The sequence below is a fragment of the Turicibacter sp. KK003 genome (assembly GCF_037014675.1).
Classification (GTDB): Bacteria; Bacillota_I; Bacilli_A; order MOL361; family Turicibacteraceae; genus Turicibacter; species Turicibacter faecis.
In genome coordinates, this window is sequence record NZ_CP142738.1 from 549,906 (window position 1) to 569,186 (window position 19,281).

General features: G+C 34.2%; 14 protein-coding genes, 1 pseudogene and 1 riboswitch. Of the genes and pseudogenes, 14 read left to right on the forward strand and 1 reads right to left on the reverse strand.

Going from position 1 to position 19,281, the window contains the following annotated elements; all coding sequences use genetic code 11:
• Positions 1-62: 62 nt before the first annotated feature.
• The 8 genes from VXM77_RS02665 (at position 63) to VXM77_RS02700 (ending at position 8,170) form a co-directional block, all read left to right on the forward strand.
• The gene (locus VXM77_RS02665) at positions 63-1,256 is read left to right on the forward strand and encodes a hypothetical protein (RefSeq protein WP_338506957.1); all 1,194 of its coding nucleotides are present in this window, start codon (positions 63-65) and stop codon (positions 1,254-1,256) included.
• A gap of 3 nt (positions 1,257-1,259) precedes the next feature.
• Entirely contained in the window at positions 1,260-2,051 is a 792-nt protein-coding gene (locus tag VXM77_RS02670) for a hypothetical protein (RefSeq protein ID WP_338506959.1), read from the forward strand.
• 474 nt (positions 2,052-2,525) lie between these two features.
• Complete coding sequence (locus VXM77_RS02675; protein ID WP_338505923.1) at positions 2,526-2,720, forward strand: hypothetical protein; 195 nt, start codon at positions 2,526-2,528, stop codon at positions 2,718-2,720.
• The gene (gene tnpB / locus VXM77_RS02680; RefSeq protein WP_338505925.1) at positions 2,710-3,066 is read left to right on the forward strand and encodes an IS66 family insertion sequence element accessory protein TnpB; all 357 of its coding nucleotides are present in this window, start codon (positions 2,710-2,712) and stop codon (positions 3,064-3,066) included. Before VXM77_RS02675 ends, tnpB begins: the two co-directional genes overlap by 11 nt.
• A gap of 107 nt (positions 3,067-3,173) precedes the next feature.
• Positions 3,174-3,386: a hypothetical protein gene (locus VXM77_RS02685; RefSeq protein WP_338505928.1), complete on the forward strand. Its 213-nt coding sequence runs from the start codon at positions 3,174-3,176 to the stop codon at positions 3,384-3,386.
• The gene (locus VXM77_RS02690) at positions 3,383-4,678 is read left to right on the forward strand and encodes an IS66 family transposase (protein WP_338507421.1); all 1,296 of its coding nucleotides are present in this window, start codon (positions 3,383-3,385) and stop codon (positions 4,676-4,678) included. The genes VXM77_RS02685 and VXM77_RS02690 overlap by 4 nt, the downstream gene beginning before the upstream one ends.
• Before the next feature lie 80 nt (positions 4,679-4,758).
• Positions 4,759-7,440: a hypothetical protein gene (locus tag VXM77_RS02695; RefSeq protein WP_338506961.1), complete on the forward strand. Its 2,682-nt coding sequence runs from the start codon at positions 4,759-4,761 to the stop codon at positions 7,438-7,440.
• Between the two features lie 325 nt (positions 7,441-7,765).
• Positions 7,766-8,170, forward strand: a complete 405-nt coding sequence (locus VXM77_RS02700; protein ID WP_161832778.1) for a hypothetical protein — start codon at positions 7,766-7,768, stop codon at positions 8,168-8,170.
• Positions 8,171-8,238: 68 nt separating this feature from the next.
• Here VXM77_RS02700 and galU read toward each other — a convergent pair whose 3' ends face one another.
• Positions 8,239-9,123, reverse strand: a complete 885-nt coding sequence (gene galU, locus VXM77_RS02705; RefSeq protein ID WP_161832125.1) for a UTP--glucose-1-phosphate uridylyltransferase GalU — start codon at positions 9,121-9,123, stop codon at positions 8,239-8,241.
• A 1,116-nt stretch (positions 9,124-10,239) separates the two neighbouring features.
• Between galU and VXM77_RS02710 the strand changes: the two genes are divergently transcribed.
• From VXM77_RS02710 to VXM77_RS02735, 6 genes and pseudogenes are all read left to right on the forward strand, one after another.
• Positions 10,240-11,130, forward strand: coding sequence for an immunoglobulin-like domain-containing protein (locus VXM77_RS02710; RefSeq protein WP_161832126.1), 891 nt, complete (start codon positions 10,240-10,242; stop codon positions 11,128-11,130).
• A gap of 217 nt (positions 11,131-11,347) precedes the next feature.
• A pseudogene (locus VXM77_RS02715) lies at positions 11,348-11,776 on the forward strand (hypothetical protein); the annotation flags it as partial.
• Between the two features lie 468 nt (positions 11,777-12,244).
• Positions 12,245-13,306 (forward strand): putative mucin/carbohydrate-binding domain-containing protein, encoded by a 1,062-nt coding sequence (locus tag VXM77_RS02720; protein ID WP_237658941.1) that lies wholly within the window; start codon positions 12,245-12,247, stop codon positions 13,304-13,306.
• A 1,413-nt stretch (positions 13,307-14,719) separates the two neighbouring features.
• Positions 14,720-15,400 (forward strand): prepilin-type N-terminal cleavage/methylation domain-containing protein, encoded by a 681-nt coding sequence (locus tag VXM77_RS02725; RefSeq protein WP_161832128.1) that lies wholly within the window; start codon positions 14,720-14,722, stop codon positions 15,398-15,400.
• Between the two features lie 58 nt (positions 15,401-15,458).
• Entirely contained in the window at positions 15,459-16,976 is a 1,518-nt protein-coding gene (locus VXM77_RS02730; RefSeq protein ID WP_161832129.1) for a sensor domain-containing diguanylate cyclase, read from the forward strand.
• A 299-nt stretch (positions 16,977-17,275) separates the two neighbouring features.
• Positions 17,276-17,359, forward strand: a riboswitch (cyclic di-GMP riboswitch).
• 184 nt (positions 17,360-17,543) lie between these two features.
• Positions 17,544-19,190 carry an EAL domain-containing protein gene (locus tag VXM77_RS02735; RefSeq protein ID WP_338506965.1) on the forward strand — a complete coding sequence of 549 codons (1,647 nt, stop codon included), beginning with the start codon at positions 17,544-17,546 and terminating at the stop codon, positions 19,188-19,190.
• Positions 19,191-19,281: the final 91 nt, after the last annotated feature.

Genomic DNA, 19,281 nt, shown 5'->3' on the forward strand with positions numbered 1-19,281 from the left:
AAAATACCTTGTTTTAGACTATAATTAAACTATAAAAGAGTTATTAGGAAGAGGTGAGTGACTTGAGTTATTTAAAATATGATGAAGTATTTAAACCCGGCTTATTTCCAGAGTATACATACGTCTCACGAAAATCACCTGATGTTAATTTTACGTACGAACTTAGATTAAAACAAGCATTGAAAACAGCAGGCTTTCTGACATCAATCATAGGTCCTTCAAAAACGGGGAAAACTGTGTTATGCGAAAAGGTGATAGGGATTGATTCTATGGTCTCTATTACGGGAAGTGATTTAAAGAACCGTGAGAATTTTTGGAACATCGTAGCCGCTAAAGTTGGATTATCTGTTGAGGGAGAGTATTCAAATGAGAGTACGTTAACTGAACAGACGGTTAGTGGTTATAAGCATACACAGAGTTCTACCGCTAAGGAGAAATATGTGGTAACTAAAGATTTGGTTATTGATTACTTTAAAAGCCATGAGTTAGTATTGGTCTTAGATGATTTTCATTATGCTTCAGAAGAATTACAACTGGAAATAGCACATCAGTTGAAGGATGCGATTAGAAAAGAGTTTAAAGTTGTCATTATCTCTCTCCCCCATCGAGCCGATGATGCGATTAGAAAAAATCCAGATTTAACAGGACGTTTAAATTTGATTAATATTGAACCGTGGAAAATGGAGGAATTAAAGAGTATTGCAATCATTGGATTTAAAAAATTACAGGTCCCAGTTAACGAGCAAGTTATTGAGAGGATGGCAGCTGAAAGTTTAACATCTCCTCAGTTGATGCAGTCCATTTGTCTAAACCTGTGTCTATTATCAGAGGTAGACGAAACTCATCACCTCAATGAGGATTTACTAGAACAAAGTTATAAATTTACGACGATTAACTTACCCTATAAAGAGGTCATTCAGAAAATTCAAGCAGGGCCTTCAACTCGAGGACAAAAGAGAAAAAAATATCAGTCTATCACTCATGAAGAGCTCGATGTTTATGGTATCATATTGGCAGCTATTGCACTTGATCCCCCTTCGATTAGTATTACAATCGATAACTTGAAGGATAGAGTAGATGAATTAATTATTTCATCAGAAAAAGCACCTGATAAAAGCAAACTGAAAGACACGTTAGATAATATCCAAACAATTATGACGGAGAGTGCGTCTATCTATCAGGTTTTTGAATGGAAGGATAATAAAATCTACATTTTAGAGCCATTATTCTTATTTTATCTACGTTGGGGGATTTAAAAAATGACGGGAAATAAAAAAATAAATTTATGTATCCAAAAGGGTGAACAACTTCTGAGGGACTTAGAACATCAATCTATAAGAGATGCGTCGTATTTATTTAATCAATGGATATTAGAAACTAAGGAAGTGTTAAGCGACATATTTAGGGATGAAGAAGAACTCCAGGTGTTTTCATACCGTACTAACTACATGATTAATAAATTTTCCTCTATTCAAACGAAAGATAGTTTACGTGATTCTCTTAAAAGAGGGATACAGTATATAAAACAAATAAATAATATTTCTTCTAAAGACGAAAGGTTGGATTTGAATTCTGCAATTATAGTCGTTAGAAGAATATTGCAAAATTTTTATAAGCATCTTGAGACAATGTATCAATCACCAGTCCATAGAAGTGGGACAATAACGAAAGAAAAACTAGATGCTATTTACATTGGAAATGAATATGATGTTCAACGAATTCTTTACTCTCTCATACGTCCCATCTTTCCTGAAGCTAGGTTAGAGGTTCCTGATGATTCGGGATATAAATCTGTTAGATACGATATATCACTAGATGACTATAATATTGTAATAGAGGTTAAATGCACGCGTCCGACGATGACTGAGCGATCACTAACAGAGGAAATCGGATCGGATATCTATCATTATAATTCTGAATACCTCTTTTTCTTTATTTATGATAAAGAGAAGATAATTACAAATGTTGATGCCTTTATGAAAAATTATAGCCAATCGTTAAGAGAAGGGCATTACATTGAAGCGATTGTTAACCAGCCACGACGCATATAAAATTTATTCTTGGTTGTTAGCAGTTTATAGATGAGAAAATCCTCCCATATTGTTCATAGAAATATAATATTTATATAATTAAACTAATTGATATTTGATTACGGATTAAAAGCTGCCACTTTATTATAAAGGTGGCCTTTTTTATTAATAGGAAATGTGGTGATTAGTAAGAATACACTTGAAATGGAGAGAGTTTAAGGAGAAAAATTTAAAACCTATTTACTCAATTATATAGTGCGCCATTTAATTTATAGAAAAAAAAGACCATGAGAATTTTTCTCATGGTCCAAAGTGTTTACTTTTAATGAAAATAAAGGCAGGTGGTAATCTGCATCTCCTACCGCTTTCGCGTGGTGGCGGCTACCTGTTCCGCCCTCAGTTATTTTCATGTAAGCACGTAATATAAACATGTCTATTATGACCTTCAACTTTGAGCTATACTGTAGCTATCAAAGTAAAGGAGGTCTATTTTTTATGAAAGAAAATCCTATTATAGTTCCAGTCGCATTGAGTGACTCTAATTTAAAGTCTCATTCAGTATCTGAGACTAATAAAAATACACCTGTTTGTCACTTTAAAATTAAGGATGCTGAAGTCACGTTTTACAATGGTGTGAACAAATATATCTTACATACTGTTCTAGCGGAGATGTCTAAGTATGCTCGTTGATTTTACTACGGTTCAAAATATCTTTATCGTTTGTGGCCATACTGATATGCGTTGTGGGATTGACGGTTTAGCTAGTGTCGTCTCGGATAAATACAACTTAGATTTATTTAATGATGCTATCTTCTTGTTTTGTGGAAGAAAAAAGGATCGATATAAAGCTTTGTACTGGGATCGTGAGGGATTTATGTTATTGTACAAACGAATTGAAAATGGAAATTTACAATGGCCTAAAGATCAAGATGAAGTTAAGAAATTAACGGCCCAAGAACTCCGTTGGTTATTAGAGGGGTTATCCATTCAACAACCCAAAGCCATTAAACCTGCTAAAACAGGATGTTTATACTAATAGAAATAAGGGATTTTCGACAAAAATCTCTTATTTCTATTTTCATAAGTTGTAAGATTAGGTATACTAATCTTAACACGAAACCTTTTTGAAAGCAGGTGAATTTGATGACAGAACTTGAACAACAATTAATGGAACAAAATAAGGCACTTCTGGAACAAGTTCGCCAACTAACTGAACAAATTCAGTACCTAAATAAAAAGCTATTTGGATCTTCGAGTGAAAAGACTAAAGTAGCCGACGGCCAAATTTCATTATTTAATCCAGATAATTTTTTGAAGAGACAGAGACAACTGAAGACCAAACCGTCGAAGAAATAACCTATCGACGTAAAAAACAAAAGGGAAGGAAGGCAGAATTAATCAAGGACTTACCAATTGAGGAAATCCATTGTCAATTACATGGAGAAGACTGCTTATGTACAAATTGTGGAAACGAAATGAAACAGATAGGAAAAAAGATCATTCGTGACGAAGTTTGTTTCGTTCCAGCCCGATTATATAAAAAGCGATACATTAGCTACGCGTATGCATGTGATTGTCATGATGCATCGATCGAAGCTAAACCGATTCGTTGTGCCGAAACTCCAAAAGCTCCGATTCAAAGAAGCTTTGCCGGAGCGAGTATGTTAGCTGAAGTTTTTCATCAAAAATACGTCTTAAGTATTCCTTGTTATCGACAAGTATCAGAATGGGCACGCTATGGATTAAGTGTGAGTGATAAGACGCTCTCAAATTGGATAATCACTACCTCTTATGATTGGTTACTTCCGATTTATGAGCGATTGAGAGATGAACTAGTTCAACAGACCGTTTTACACGCAGATGAAACACCGTATCAAATTTTAAATCGAGCGGATGGAAAACCTGCCACCTCTCAATCAAGGATTTGGTTATTTAGAACCATCAAAAATGCCCAACATCCTGTAGCTTATTACCACGCTGATCTAACACGTGAACGCGCGGTGGCAACCACTATCTTAGAAGGATTTAAAGGTTATCTTCACTGTGATGGGTACTCCGGCTATAAAAATATTCCCAACGTGAAATTAGTTGGATGTTGGGCTCATGTCAGAAGAAAGTTTTTTGAGATACCTGGAAATAACGGTAAGGCAAAAAAGGCAGTCGAATACTGCGATCAAATCTTTCGTTTTGAAAAGACGATTAAAGATTTATCTCCTGAGCAACGTCAAAAACAGCGCCAACTGATCATCAAACCAGTCATCGAAGAATTTTTCAAGTGGCTCGAATCCTTCTATGTGATGAAAGGAAAACTTCAAACAGCGGTGATGTATGCCCTCAATCAAAAGGTAGAGCTTTTGCGCTTTTTAGATGATGGAAATCTTGAAGCCTCGAATAATCTAGCTGAACAAGCGATTCGCCCCATCGCGATTGGTCGTAAAAACTACCTTTTTTCAACCAGTATGAAGGGTGCGACTGCTAATGCGATGGCATACACAATCCTGGAGACAGCCAAGGCAAACAGTCTAAATCCATCCAAATATCTCACTTATCTTTTTCAAAAACTACCTAATACGGACTTCATACGAAATCCAGGCGTATTGGTGGACTTTTTGCCATGGGCGAAAACAGTCCAAGAGATTTGTCAGTAACAATATAAGATAAAAGCTACCAACTCTGTACTTTTAGTTTACAGGATTGGTAGCTATTTTTGTATCCGTGTTATTATTACGTGCTTACGTTTAACCACCCAGGAACAACATTCGGTGATTTTGCAGACTTCGGATTCTATGATGAAGATATTGATCAATTAATCACGTTAATCGAAGTTGGTAACGGGGATGGACCGATTCGAAGTAGTGCGCACTTCCCATCTTATGAATATTATACACGTGCATTAGATAAAGGATGGCATGTGGCTCCAACGAATAACCAAGATAATCATAAAGGGTTATGGGGGAATGCCAATACGGCGCGTACAGTTATTGAGGCAGAAGCGTTAACACGCGATGATTTATATGAAGCGATTCGCGAGCGTCGTGTTTACTCAACAGAAGATGAGAACTTAGAAATTTCTTATGAGTTAAACGGAGCAACAATGGGATCGATTCTATCTGAACAAGACTCAGCAGAAGTTTATGTTAAAGTTAAAGATCCAGATGCGAAAGATACGATTGATAAAATCCAATTAATTACAGATGGTGGACGTGTGGCACACGAGATTACAGACGTTGACCAAACAGAAAAAGAATGGACATTATCATTTACACCAGATGCTTCATCGACGTATTACTATGTAAAAGTGACGCAAAATGACTTAGATATTGCGGTGACGGCACCGGTTTGGATTGGTGAAAAAGAAAATGTTGGAATTTCAAAAGTAACAGCAAGTTCTTCAAAAGTATTAGTGGGTGACGAAGTTAAAGTCGATACGGTGGTTTATAACAATGAATCAACACCAGTGACGAATGTTTCAGTTGAATATTATGTAAATGGTGAAGAAAAACCAGCCGGTAGCGATGCCATAGCAACGATTGAGCCATCAGATACGAAGACGTTAAGTGCAAGCTTCCCAATCACGAAAAAAGGTAAAAATGTAATTGAGGCTAAGATTACGTTAACGGTTAATGGGGCGACACGTGAGTATACGGAACGCCTTGAAGTCAAAGCGTTTGATTCAAGTGAAGTTAGTCATGTTTTAATTGATGGTAGTCACGAGAATGCTTATGTTGCTGATGCGAAATATCCAAATAATATGAAGTATGTAACGGAACTTGTGGCACAAGAAGGTGGAATTGTTCATGTGAATGACAAGCCGATTACAACAGACGTCTTAGCGGGAATGGATGTCTTAATCTTGACTGACCCATCGAATAATTTTTATTATACCGATGATGAAGTCTTAGCGATTAAGGCTTATATTGAAGCAGGCGGACATCTTATTATTACGTCAAAAGCCGATTACGGTGATAAAGAAGGCGAGTACGGAAATGCTGCTCAAGGTAATAAGGTGTTAGAAGCGATTGGTTCAGCGTTACGATTTAACGATGACCAAGTTATTGACGAGAAGGAATATAGTAACCAAAATTATCGATTATACTTTGATGATTATAATGAGGAAAGTCCTTATACGAAGGGCATTGATTTTGGAAAAATTGAGCAAGGAAATGCCAATAACCAAGATTATAAGTTTAGTTTCTATAGTGGAAACTCGGTTTTAGTTAAAGATGCGTCAGCAACGGTTGATTTAGTTGTTCGCGGCCATGAAACAACGAAGAACTCGGATGCTGATAAGCAGGGTGATTTTGAAGCGTTAAAAGAGGGAGAGGTTATTGCTTTAGCGGTTGAGACGTTAGAGAACGGAGCAAAAATTGTTGCTTCTGGGGTGACTTTCTTCTCAGACTTCGAAATGGATCCAACGCGTGATTATTCAAACCGTACGATTATGACAAATATTATTAATGAGGTGGCGCCAGCGAAAGAGGCGGAAATTACTCCAATTGCGACGCTTCATACGGATGTTGATGGAGATAATCAACCGGATTTAGCGGGTGAAACGCATACGATTGAAGGAATTATTATGGCAGGAAATACGAACCCGTTAAATACATTCTTTGATGTTGTTTATGTGCAAGATGAAACAGGTGGAATTACAATTCACCCAATCGCAAATACAAAGTTAAAACTTGGACAAAAAGTTCGTATTACCGGAATTGTTGGTTCATACGAAGGGGATACACAGTTAGGTGAGGTTCAAGAGTTAACAGATGTTGAAATTATTGATCAATCCATTCAATTAGTGGATCCAACGAACTTATCAACGGCGGATAGTATGTTAGAAAAATATGAAGGATTGTTAGTTCGCGTGCAAGGAACGGTTCAATCGATTGACGCGGCGTCAGGAAAAATCATCGTCAATGATGGTTCAGGAGATGCTCGTGTTCATATCCAAGGGTACATCGGTGGTGGAGAATCACAAGAGGCTGTTGGAAAATGGGTTGAGCGTATCAACGTCGGTGACACGATTTCAGCCATCGGATTAGCTGCCGAAGATGCGGAAGGTAAACGAATTCGCGTTCGTAATACAGATGAAGTGGTCGTCGTTGCTGGCGACACACCAGATCAACCGGGAACACCTGAAGAGCCAGAACAACCAGATCAACCGGGAACACCTGAAGAGCCAGAACAACCGGATCAGCCAGGAACACCTGAGCAACCGGAACAACCAGAAAACCCAGGAACACCTGAGCAACCAGAAAAACCGGAAAATTCGGGAACATCTGAGCAACCGGAACAACCAGAAGGATCACGACCTGTGACAGGACAAGCATTAATGGGATATTTATTCGTGGGCTTAACACTTATCGGGTTAGGATTCATCTTCATGAGAAAACAGCGTTTCATGAAAAAATAATGAAGTTAAAAATTGTTTAAGAAATTAGATCATGAGTGAAGTAAAGGCTAACTTGTCCCTTCTTAGTAGGGGATGGGTTAGCCTTTTTTCGTTGATGCATAAAAAAGTGGCAGCCAGGGGGGAAGGCTACCACTTAGGGAGAGAATAATATGAAGTTTTTAGGGGGAGTAAGTTTATTACTTACCTTTATATGATGGTTAAAAGGACGATTTTTATTCAGTAAAATTATATTAAATTATAAAATTTTATGAGTTATTGGGATAAAGATTATTTTTTACAAAATATTCTATAATGAATATAGCATGGAATAAAGGAGGTGACGCAGATGGAACGGCAAGTGGAGTGTTTTATCGGTAATTCCTTTTTGAAATCGGAGGACGATCAGGAAAAAATCTATTTTTTAGGAGCTGAGCGCATCGGAAAAGGGGAGTGGATGATTAAACTCCTTTTTGAAAAAAACTCGTCATTCGCTCTCACGCCTGATGAGGTACTCCCTGTTCAAATAGGACAACATCCGATCAATCTCCCCGTTAAGGTTGGCGGATGTATTCCATTTTCTCATCATCTGGGGAATGAGATTGAGGTGGAGCGAGGGTTTATTATTTCATCGACGGATACTGAATTTTTCCCCATTGATAGCATCACGTTTGATAAAATTTCCCCGGCCCATGTGGAGCTAACGTGTGAGTACTTAGAGGATGGAGGGGAATATCCTTCTCATATTTGTTAACAAGGATGACGGTATAAAAAAAGAACGCTAATCATTAGCATTTAATGATTGACGTTCTTTTTTATTGATTACGCTTCGTTTAACTCTTTTAAGTAAGCTTGAACTTGATCACGTAAATCTTTACGATTTAATGAGAAGTCGATTGTTGCTTTAATAAATCCGAATTTATCTCCAACATCATAGCGTTGTCCTTCGAAGTCATAGGCATAAACGGCTTGACGATCCATTAAACGGTCGATCGCATCTGTTAACTGGATTTCTCCTCCAGCCCCAGCTTCTTGCGTTTCTAACATTTCAAAAATTTCTGGTGTTAAGACGTAACGTCCCATAACGGCTAAATTTGATGGGGCTTCTTCTTGTTTTGGTTTTTCAACCATTCCAGAAAGTTTAACTAAACGTCCGTCTGCTTGGTGTGATTTTGAAGGTTTCATGATTCCGTATTTAGAAACATCTTCATCAGCAACAGTTTGAACACCCATGATTGAGCATCCATTTTTTTCGTACGCTTTAATTAATTGAAGCGTTGCTGGATTTTCATCGTTAACGACAATATCATCTCCAAGTAAGACCGCGAATGGTTCATTACCAATGAATGTTTTGGCACATAAAATGGCATGTCCTAATCCTTTAGCCTCTTTTTGACGAATATAGTGAATTTGAGCCATGTTCGAAATGTTTTGTACCATTTCTAACATTTCTGTTTTCCCTTTTTTCGCTAACGTGTCTTCTAATTCGTATGATTTATCGAAGTGATCTTCAATTGAACGTTTCGTTGAACTCGTAACAATTAAAATTTCTTCAATACCAGAAGCAATCGCTTCTTCAATGATATACTGAATCGTTGGTTTATCAACGATAGGTAACATTTCCTTTGGTTGTGATTTTGTTGCCGGTAAAAAGCGTGTTCCAAACCCAGCAGCAGGAATAACAGCTTTACGAACTGGTTTTCTCATCTACATCTAACTCCTTTTCTCTCTTTTCATTAAAGATAGCAAGATTATACCATAAAATAAAAAAAATGTCGATATAATCTTGTGCTTATGTTAATAATATAAAAAAAACACGAGCTATGTCTAAATTTGTTTCTATAAATAGAAAGCTTACAAGGGATGAACTGGTTTTTCGTTATAGAGATCTTTTAATTGGGATTCAGGAGGAACAGAGGTTAGGTGATATTTTTAAAAAATCAACGGATGCTCCTTAATCTATCGGGGGGGGAGTCATATTTTTGATTTCATGTAATGTAATGTCGTCAATTGGATTAAGGGATGGATTACCTTAAAATGAACAACGATTCCTCCTAATCTATTATCCATTTTATTTTGTATCTTTTATGAGGGAGCTTTAATAATTCATCAGGAATGTAGTGTGTTATATCGTTTATACTTTGATATTAGTTTAAGAATAACCGGGGGAAGTTATGTTAGATTCAAATAGTTTATTTTTTTTAGAGAAGAGTAACTATCTCTCGTGCTCGTGGTCTTTTTTAGAGTATTAAAATGAATTATAACTTTGATATGTAACTTTTTGTCGAAACACGTATGGATTTTGTCGAAACACGTATAAAATATATAAAAAAAAGATAAATATTATACAATTAATTCATACTGGGGAAATAATGTCTAATAATTTCATGAATATTGTATTAATTTAATTGATTATAAATGGATGAGATTTGAAAGAGAATCTTTTTTTTCGCGAGGTGTCGACGCCGAAAACTTTTTAGAGGAGAAAATTTTTGTGAAAGGATATTTTTGTCTAAAAGTATTTTTAATATCTTCGGCCCCCAAAAAATTTTTTATTCATCCAAGGGAGATTAGTTAGTAGCTAATAGAGCATTCTTAAGTAACTCCAAATAGTTTTTAAAGGCGAAGCGTCTACTTGGCGAGCAGCATGATTAAAAGGGGGTAGTTTTATATAAATGGCACTGAAAATTTGAAAAAGTTAATAGATATTAGTCTTATTTTTAATCCGGGATTATTTTTGCTCGTTTTTAATAAAGGAGAATATCATACAGGGAGATACGTCATTTATATTTTTAAAATTTATGAAGGAGGATTGTGTTATTCGTGAGAAAATTTAAAGTTAAGTCGTATATCTACATTTCTATAGGTGTAATGAGTGTTTTTTCAGAATCATCATTAGATGTAGAAGCAAAATCTCATCAAGGTAGCTATTATAGTGAATTAAATGCACCAGAATTTTATGGGACAACGAAAGTTGTCATTAAAATAGGGGATTCTTTTGATGTAAATGATGCAAAGTATAGAATTTTTGCGAGGGATTTTGAAGACGGTGATTTAACGAAGAAAATTGAATTAGTTTCTAATACAGTCGATACAACGAAAACTGGAAGTTATACTGTTCAATATGCTATTACAGATTCGCATCAAAATACAACAACGCTAACTGTTCCTGTAGAGGTAACGGATGCGCCAGATATAAATCCAAAGGTAGAAAGAACATTGTTTACCCTTCCATCGATGGACAATATGGCAAAGGTAGGAACACATCGTGCAAATCAAGGAGATAGTCAACATTTAGGAATTTTTATGCCCGCCCATTCATCGATTAAAATTAAGATGTTATCGGGCAGTAAGGATAAGACGTTTCAATTGATGAATAATGATTCTCATACAGAAAAATCGGTAGTTGTAAAGTCAGATAATTCAGAGTTACTTATCACTGCAGATTATGGATCTGTACCTTTTCTTAAAACTAATAGCGGAGATAATTTGGAAAAGGAAGTTGTAGAAATCGAATTCATAGACCCAAATATCAAATCACTGAATTATTATCATTATCAAGATGACGAAACATCATTTATGGAGAATTGGCGAAAGGATACTGATAGTTATGCGGTTATTGAAAACGAAGTTGTTACAGTGCTCGTTCCCTATCATGATATTGATAAGATTACAATTCCAACTGACTTTTCCAATGGGTTCCATACATTTTAGACGAGTTTTTATATTATTGGCAAGAAGTCGTGGATTTTTTCGATTACTGTTTAGGATTAGACTTTAATCCAGAGAACCCACTTGATCAGAATGTAAGAAGGCGGTATAAAGTAAAAGCTAATAGGCATGGTGCTGGTGCTGCATATTACTCGATTGACCACGTTGGTGTTAATGACCTAGTGTTGCTTCTTTTTTTCAACGGAATTGGGGGGGATTACATGAATTTGCCCACGGATATCAAGGCTCTTTAGGAAAAGTAGGGATGCCGTTAGGAGAGGTTTCTAACAACTTTTTTGGATGGTTTTTTCAGTACTATAGCATGTATACCGATAGATTTTCAACTAACTACGATTTTGCTGGTGGTCTTGGTGGAAGCAGCAGTAGAGGTTTAATAGATGAATCAGAAACCATACCTAATAAAGAAAGGATAGAGGGTAAGACGTTTTATGATTTGGATTTTTCTAAACAGCTGTATGTTTTATTAAATCTCTTCGAAAGTCTCGATTCTGAAAAAACATTAAGAGAATTAAATAAATGGTATCGACGATATTGTGATGCTCATGATTATAAAAATACAATAAATAACCAAGATGCATTTGTACGAATGATTGCAGAACAGTATGGATATAATGTGATTCCTTACTTTGAAGCTTGGGGAATAAAAGTATCTTCAGAAACAAAAGAGATGATTTTTGACAATGACTATAAGCTATTAGGTGTGCTTGGTGATATGGTTACTGATGAGGGTCTAACGACAAACATTAAGGTAGATGAAGGATTAGCAGGGGACTATTCATTAGTGAGTAATGATCTTTTGAATAAGTTTCAATTAACGGGTAAATTACAAATTGATATTAAGATTGATGGTTTTAACCAAATTAAAGATAAGTACCTATACTTATTAGATGGTGACCGATTAGTTAAAAAAGTTAAAGTTGAAAATCCAATAATTGAATTAGAGAATATGCCACTAGGAACTTATAAATTACAAATGCCTATTCCTAATGAAATGTCTAATTATAAATACGATTATGACTATGTTATTGTGAGTCAGGGAGAAAGTAAAAAAGAGTATGAATATACTACTCTATCAGCGCCTGATTACAACAATAGTATGTGGTTAGGAATTAAAGGTATTTATAATACTTACGGATTTAAATTAGAATTAACAGAATCTAATAAAGCAAAAATTACATTAGGCGCTGCTAATTTAGGAAATCAAAATAGTACGTGGGAATCTCAACCAGATAAAATTTACACCTCAGTTACTATTTATGATAACCAAAATAATGAGGTTTATAAAAAAGAAGTAAAAGGTAGAGAATATTTTAGCGCATCAGGGGCAATAGTGACTGATATTGATATTGATTCTAGATATATTGTTGAAGTTTATCACGTTAACCCGAGAAATCATGTAAAAGTTTTTAGTACGTTAGATGGAGAAGAACTGTCAGATTATAGTACAACAGAGGTAACTACCCGATATATTGTTACTGATTATGGATTCCGTAAAGAAACTATGTCAGAGGAAGAGGGGGTTAATGCTAGCTATCAACGTTTAAAAAGTTATTTAACAAGAAAAATAGATGAATATCAAGAAAATGTAACAGAAGAAGAGTTAGAAAACAAACATAAAAATATTGGCGTGAAGCAAGAGATTTTAATGGCCATCGAAATGTTAAGAACTGAGGATCAAGTTAAATATAAAACATTGTATGATCGAATAAAAAGAGGCGGGATACCGAAGTTAGTTGAAATAAAAGAGTTCAGCTTTACTGTAGGGGCAGAAATTGATTTGTATAGCCTGATTGAAGTTAAAGACAACGAAGACGGAATATTGACATTAACATCGGAAAATACTCAAATTACAACAGATTTAGATGTCAACATCCCGGGGAGCTACGTCGTTAACTACGTGATTTTTGATTCAGATAAAAATAGGCTAGATCTTTCAATCCAAATTACTGTACTTGAGCAACCAGAACAACCGGGTGAACCGGAACAATCAGAGAATCCAGGCCAACCAGGTGAGTCGGAACAACCTGAGTTACCAGAACAGCCGGATGTTAAGCCTCAACCTTCAAAACCTATCACAGGATATACAAATATCATGGGATATTTAGGTAGTTTATTACTTGTTTCGGGAGGGCTTCTTACATTTAGAAAGAAAAAATAATTAAATACGATGTATTCCATTAATTATTTACCTGTACTCCCTTTGGTTCTTTTGTTGCTAGACGAATCGGAAACCTTAGAAGTATAAATGAACATTAAATTTTCATTTTAAATATAAGGCTCATAAATCATAGTCCTGATATAGAGGGGTTTTATTATTATAAAACTCGTAGGAAATACATCATTATTTGTATATAAAATTGATGAGTTTGTTTTTTATGATGAAGAGGCGAAGGGAGAAAGATAAATGAACTCCTATTTCCGATGAATTTTACAGTGATATTTCCACAAACAATGTCAGTATGTTGAGTATCAGTTATATTTTTAAAATATAACTGGTACTGTATATTGGATTTTTTTATCCTTATTAAGCGTCTTAAAAAATCATCTTTAAGTAATGTTTGAAAAGAAAATCGGTTTTATCTTCCTTTTGATTCTTTAAGTGGGATAGGCTACCCGAAATGTAAAGTGGTAGAAAAATTCATCGCTATCCTCAACTATTAGGACAGTGAGTGACTATAAAGCGTATATGTATATACCTCTCTAGTCGTTATACTATTAAATGCTTCATCCGATAAACCTTTTGCTAATTTGAATTAAGACCTAATGCCTTTTATTGAAGAGATGTAATTTTCTCTATTCATTCGCTGTTTGTCTAAGAAGCTTCTCATATGAGTTGTATTGAAGAAGGAAATTGATTTGGGAAACTTTACTTTTTTTGCTAGATGATCCATCAAGCTTTTTTCTAAGAAAATCAATTGTTTAATAAATTTTAGATTTCAAGATAGTTGAAGGCATCTATTCTCCTTTTTTTAATTAGCAGCTTGTACTTGCGTCATAAATTTTACGTATAAAAAATAATTGGTTATGTCGTTTTTTGAATTATTTTTTGATTATATGCTATAATATCACGTAAATTAGCCATTATAGCTTCAGCTGAGTTAAAGGTGGTGAGGTTTCGGAGTTCACATCCATACCAATCAACGATTTTATAGAAGGGAACACCTTCCCCTGTAACAAATTTGAAATAACTTCGAATGCGAATGAATCTCTCTTGGGTTCAACACAGGGGAAAAACATAGAGGACAAGCATTCTAAAATTTCGCTCCATCGTGCCTCCTAGCCAACTATGGAAGGCATCATGAAGGGAGTCGATAGATCCTTAAGGTATACCGTAAAGATTTGGTCTAGGTCGTAGTCTTAAAAATTAGCCAAACTATAGGGTATAAGGGTGTATTTCTGATAGCTTAACTCTACTACCTATATTGTGAAATGTCGGTGAAGATATTAGACAAAAAAAGGGGAACTGTTAAATGAAATGAAAAAAGGAAAATTGAAGTTTCTCTTGAGTTTGTTAGGGTGCGTAACCTCCAGAAAAAATGGCATAAATTTATTATACGAGGAGAGATAATTTATGAAAAAAAATATAAAACGTAAGGGGATGACGTTAATCGAGCTTATTATTGTGATTGCAATTATTGCAATTATTGCTGCTATTGCAGTCCCATCGTTTGGATCAGTGGTGAAAAAATCAAAGAATACAGCGATGACTGTCACAGCGGACCGTTTAATGAAATCACTTGTTCATTATGTGACAGAAAATGATGAGGCGATTCGTCAATTAGGAGGCTTTAAGTATGACTCAACCAATAAAAAATACACAAGCCTTGAGATAATTGGGATTAGTGACGGAGATTCGTATAAATGGGAAACCTATATTAGTCCAGACACATTCGGACTTTTACAAAATTGTAAAAATCCTTTCTATCCGGATTTTCCAGCATCTAGTTGTACTTTAATATCAGATTCAAGTAAACCAAACCAAGGAATCCCATCATTTTCAAACTATCTTGATTCGATTATCGATCCTTATTCTGGGCGATTATTCAAAATGGTTATTCTTCATTATGATTATCAATATAAGTCAGAGAACAGTAATCCAAACCATACGTCTGGTGAGTTAATTCTAGGTGGATACACTAATGTAACGGTAGTGACAGATGACGGAACGATTATTGTATTGGATAATCAAGATGGAAGTATAAATCAGGGTGTGATGGATCCGATATCAGGAGAGTTAAAACCATTGGAATAAAGGTTGATAATGATAAGTGTTGAATGGGTTAATTTAAGAAGAAGTGAGGGGATTAAGATTGAGGTTAATTAGTAAGGTAAACCATCGATTAATTTTCATTGCAGGTCTTTTCTTAGCCGTCTTTTTATACTCCACGTCATGGTTAACAGGATTTTTGCTAGATGATGCCGTTAAATTAACTGCGAATGTTCATTATAATCAGATGAGTAATCAGTTAACACGAGATGTTGAAGTATTGAAATCCATGACGGAGAAAATATCCACAAATCAGACGATTGTAGATATACTAGAAAGAAATCATGAATATCAACTACTAACGAAAGATGATATTGATGATATTATGTTACAAATAGATAATTTTGAAACGCTATTGAATACGTATCCTTTTGCTGAGACGCTTAATATTGTAAGTTTGCAAGGAGAATACTTATTCACGGGTGGGGAACTGTATAATAACTTTATACTACCAGCTCGTCCATGGTTTAAAGAGGAGTATTTAATTGAGAATCCGGGAACGATCATTACAGACCTTCATACCGATTATAGTACCGGAAGAGAGGCAATTGGAATTGTAACGTTTATTTACTCTGATGAGAATAATGACTTATTAGGAGCAGTTGTACTTGATGTTTTTGTTGATAAGTTAGTTGAATATATTGATGCAACGTTTTATTCAGGAGATTTGAGTGCTTCCCTCTACTTAAAAAGTAATAGTTCGTCAATAGGCGCTCAAATAAATGATAGTAAATCTTATTATACGAGAGATCTTGAAGGGGTATTCGGAAATAACAAGGTTAAATTCACTTTTAATCTTGATTCAATAAAAGCAAATAAACTCATTACTAACAGTCTATCTACTTTTAGAATCTCAGCTTTTTTAACAGGATTAGTTATCGCAGTTTCTTTAGTATCAGGGGTTAAATTGGCTTTTAGACCTGCATTAAAGGCGATTATAAAGTTGAAAGATTTAATAGAAAGTTTATCGAATGAAGAACACTCATTACATTCAGTTGACGAGTTTAAACAGCTAGAATTGTTAGCGAGTTCGTTAGAGAAAACATTTGATAATAAAATTCAGTCCCTCATTTATTATGATGAATTAACCTCATTACCGAATCGAAAAAAATTAGCTCTATTAGGAGCAGAGCTCTTGAAAACTAAGGAGCCATTTGCATTGGTGTTCGTTGATTTAAATAAATTTAAAATGATTAATGATGTTTATGGACATACAATGGGTGATTTATTGTTAATTCGATTTGGCGAAAAAATGCAACAAGCACTTGGTAATCGAGGGATTGTGACGCGCTATTCCGGGGATGAGTTTATTCTCATTTATAAAGGATATGAAGATAGATCTGAGTTTATTGATTATTATCAACAGTATATTGCGCCTCTTTTTGAATCCCCAGAAGCATTAACGGAGGAAATTAGTGTTAATATTGAATTTTCTCTGGGGGTTGCTGTTTACCCATACGACGGTGAAACACTAGAAGAATTAATTGATAAAAGTGATTTTATGATGTATAAGCATAAAAAAAATAAAGGAAAAGATAAAGTTTACTTTTTTGAAGATTAAATGTATAAAGAAACGCTATAAGAAGAATCATTAAAAATAGCGATTAAAGATTTTCCTGCGAATGATGAACTAGTATTGAATGACTCACTGGTTGTAATTGAAGCCGGAGGAGAGGGGGATGAAGGCCCTTATTTCTCATAAACACTTTCTGAATAGGTTCCTTTTAGATAGCAAATATGACATATGATAATATTAAAATAAATGTTTGTCTTCTGTTGAGTAGATTAAATTAAATTATTAATTATTAGGTTTTAATTGTTTTGAAAATTCTTTTTTCTTATAACAACTTGAATATATAAAATAAGTTTAGATTCGATGATGGATTTCTCTGTATATGGGTGCCTTGGAAATCAGGAGAAAATGGCACAACCGGCTAACTTACAAATTTATCATAGTCCTCGCGACTCAAAGATTATCTTTTGTATAGAAAATTATAATGAGTGGTGAAAAAGTAGGACGAGTTGAATATGTAATTGGAGGGTAATAATGAAAAAACAAAAAACTATTATAGATATAAAGGAGTTTATAAAAAGTCAGAGGATTAAGACAAGAGGTTTAAAAAAGTTAATGGTTAATATTTTAGGATATGCGACTATTTTTATTTTCTTAGGACAACTCGTTTTGGGAGGGACTAATTTATCCGAAGAAGTATTAGCACAGGATAAAAAAGTTATAAAGATAGGCTTTTATCCGGATGATTTGTTTTACTATTTCGATGATAATGGAAAGCGAATGGGGTATTATTACGATTTAATGGAACTTATTTCGAAATCAACGGGGATTGAGTATGAATATGTTGATATCTCTTTAGATTCAGCTATTGAAAATTTGAAAAATAATGAAATAGATTTGGTTTTTGGTGCTGGAAAAACGCCTGAACGTGAAAAAGAATTTATTTATAGTAAATATTATATCGGTATTGATAGTATGGGCGTTTATACAAATGATCCTAATATCAAATTTGGTCATATAGATGCATTAAAAGGATTAACCTACGGATATATAAACATATTAAGCTTTCAACAATTTGCTGATATATTGGATTCATTTGATATCTCAGTGAAAAGAGAGCAGGTGTCCTCTCTTGATGAATTATCCCTTATGTTAAAAAATAATGAAATTGATTTCACATTGGCATCTTCAACTGATCAGAAATTTCAAAAATTTAATAAAATTTATGAAATTTCTGTAGGGCCGGTTTATATGATGTCAACGAAAGAAAATGAAGATGTAATGAAAAAGATTGATTCTTTCTTTGAGGATAGTACATCTAGGGAAAAAATAGAAGACTTGTATAGTTCATATTTTAATGACTATAAAAAACAATCAGAAATCTATCTCTTATTATTCGTTCTTGTTTTCTTTACGGGGATAGGATTTGTTATCTATAAAGTAATTATTAAAATGGAAAATGGGGTGAGTTGTAGGCAGTTAAAAGAACAAATCAATAATAATCAATTTATTGTATACTATCAGCCTATTATTGATTTTAAAAAACATAAAATTATAGCCTGTGAAGCTTTATTGCGTAAAAAAGATGGAGACAAGGTTTTAAGTCCAGCATTTTTTCTAAACGATATTTATGAATTAGACTTAATGGAAGAAATGACATTATGGGTTTTATCTCAAATTTTAAAGGATTTTGAAGAAATTAAAGCAAATACTAAGGACTTAGATGAGGAGTTCTACATTTCGATGAATGTTTCCTTCAAAGAATTAGCAAGTAGTACATTTATCGATGAAGTTAAGCGAATATTAAAAGATGTTGACTTAACGAAAGTTAAATTATGCTTTGAAATTGTGGAACGTTATCAATTAGAAGACCGTGAGTTTATGAATGGTATTATTGCTGAGCTAAGACAATTAGGAATCCAAATTGCCATTGATGATTTTGGTGTGGAGTATTCGAATTTAGATATATTAGATAAAATCGAATACGATGTTATTAAATTAGATAAACATTTTATTGATGAGATTCAATCTTCACAAATACGAAAAGAAACGGTTTTATTTATTGGTAGAATTATTGAACATAATAATCGCAAGATGGTAATGGAAGGAGTAGAATATCCAGAACAATTAGATTCTTTAATAAAGTTATATCCGGGATCTGTTTATATCCAAGGTTATTTATATTCTCCTCCTATCGGAATTGAATCGATTAAAACATTCACAATTCCAGAAATAGAAGTTATAGAAAATAAAAAAGATTAAAAATGTAAATCTATTAGATTTACATTTTCTTATAATAAAAACATTTTTTATTATTTATAAAATCATAGCAGGAGCGGGTGAATTATGAAAA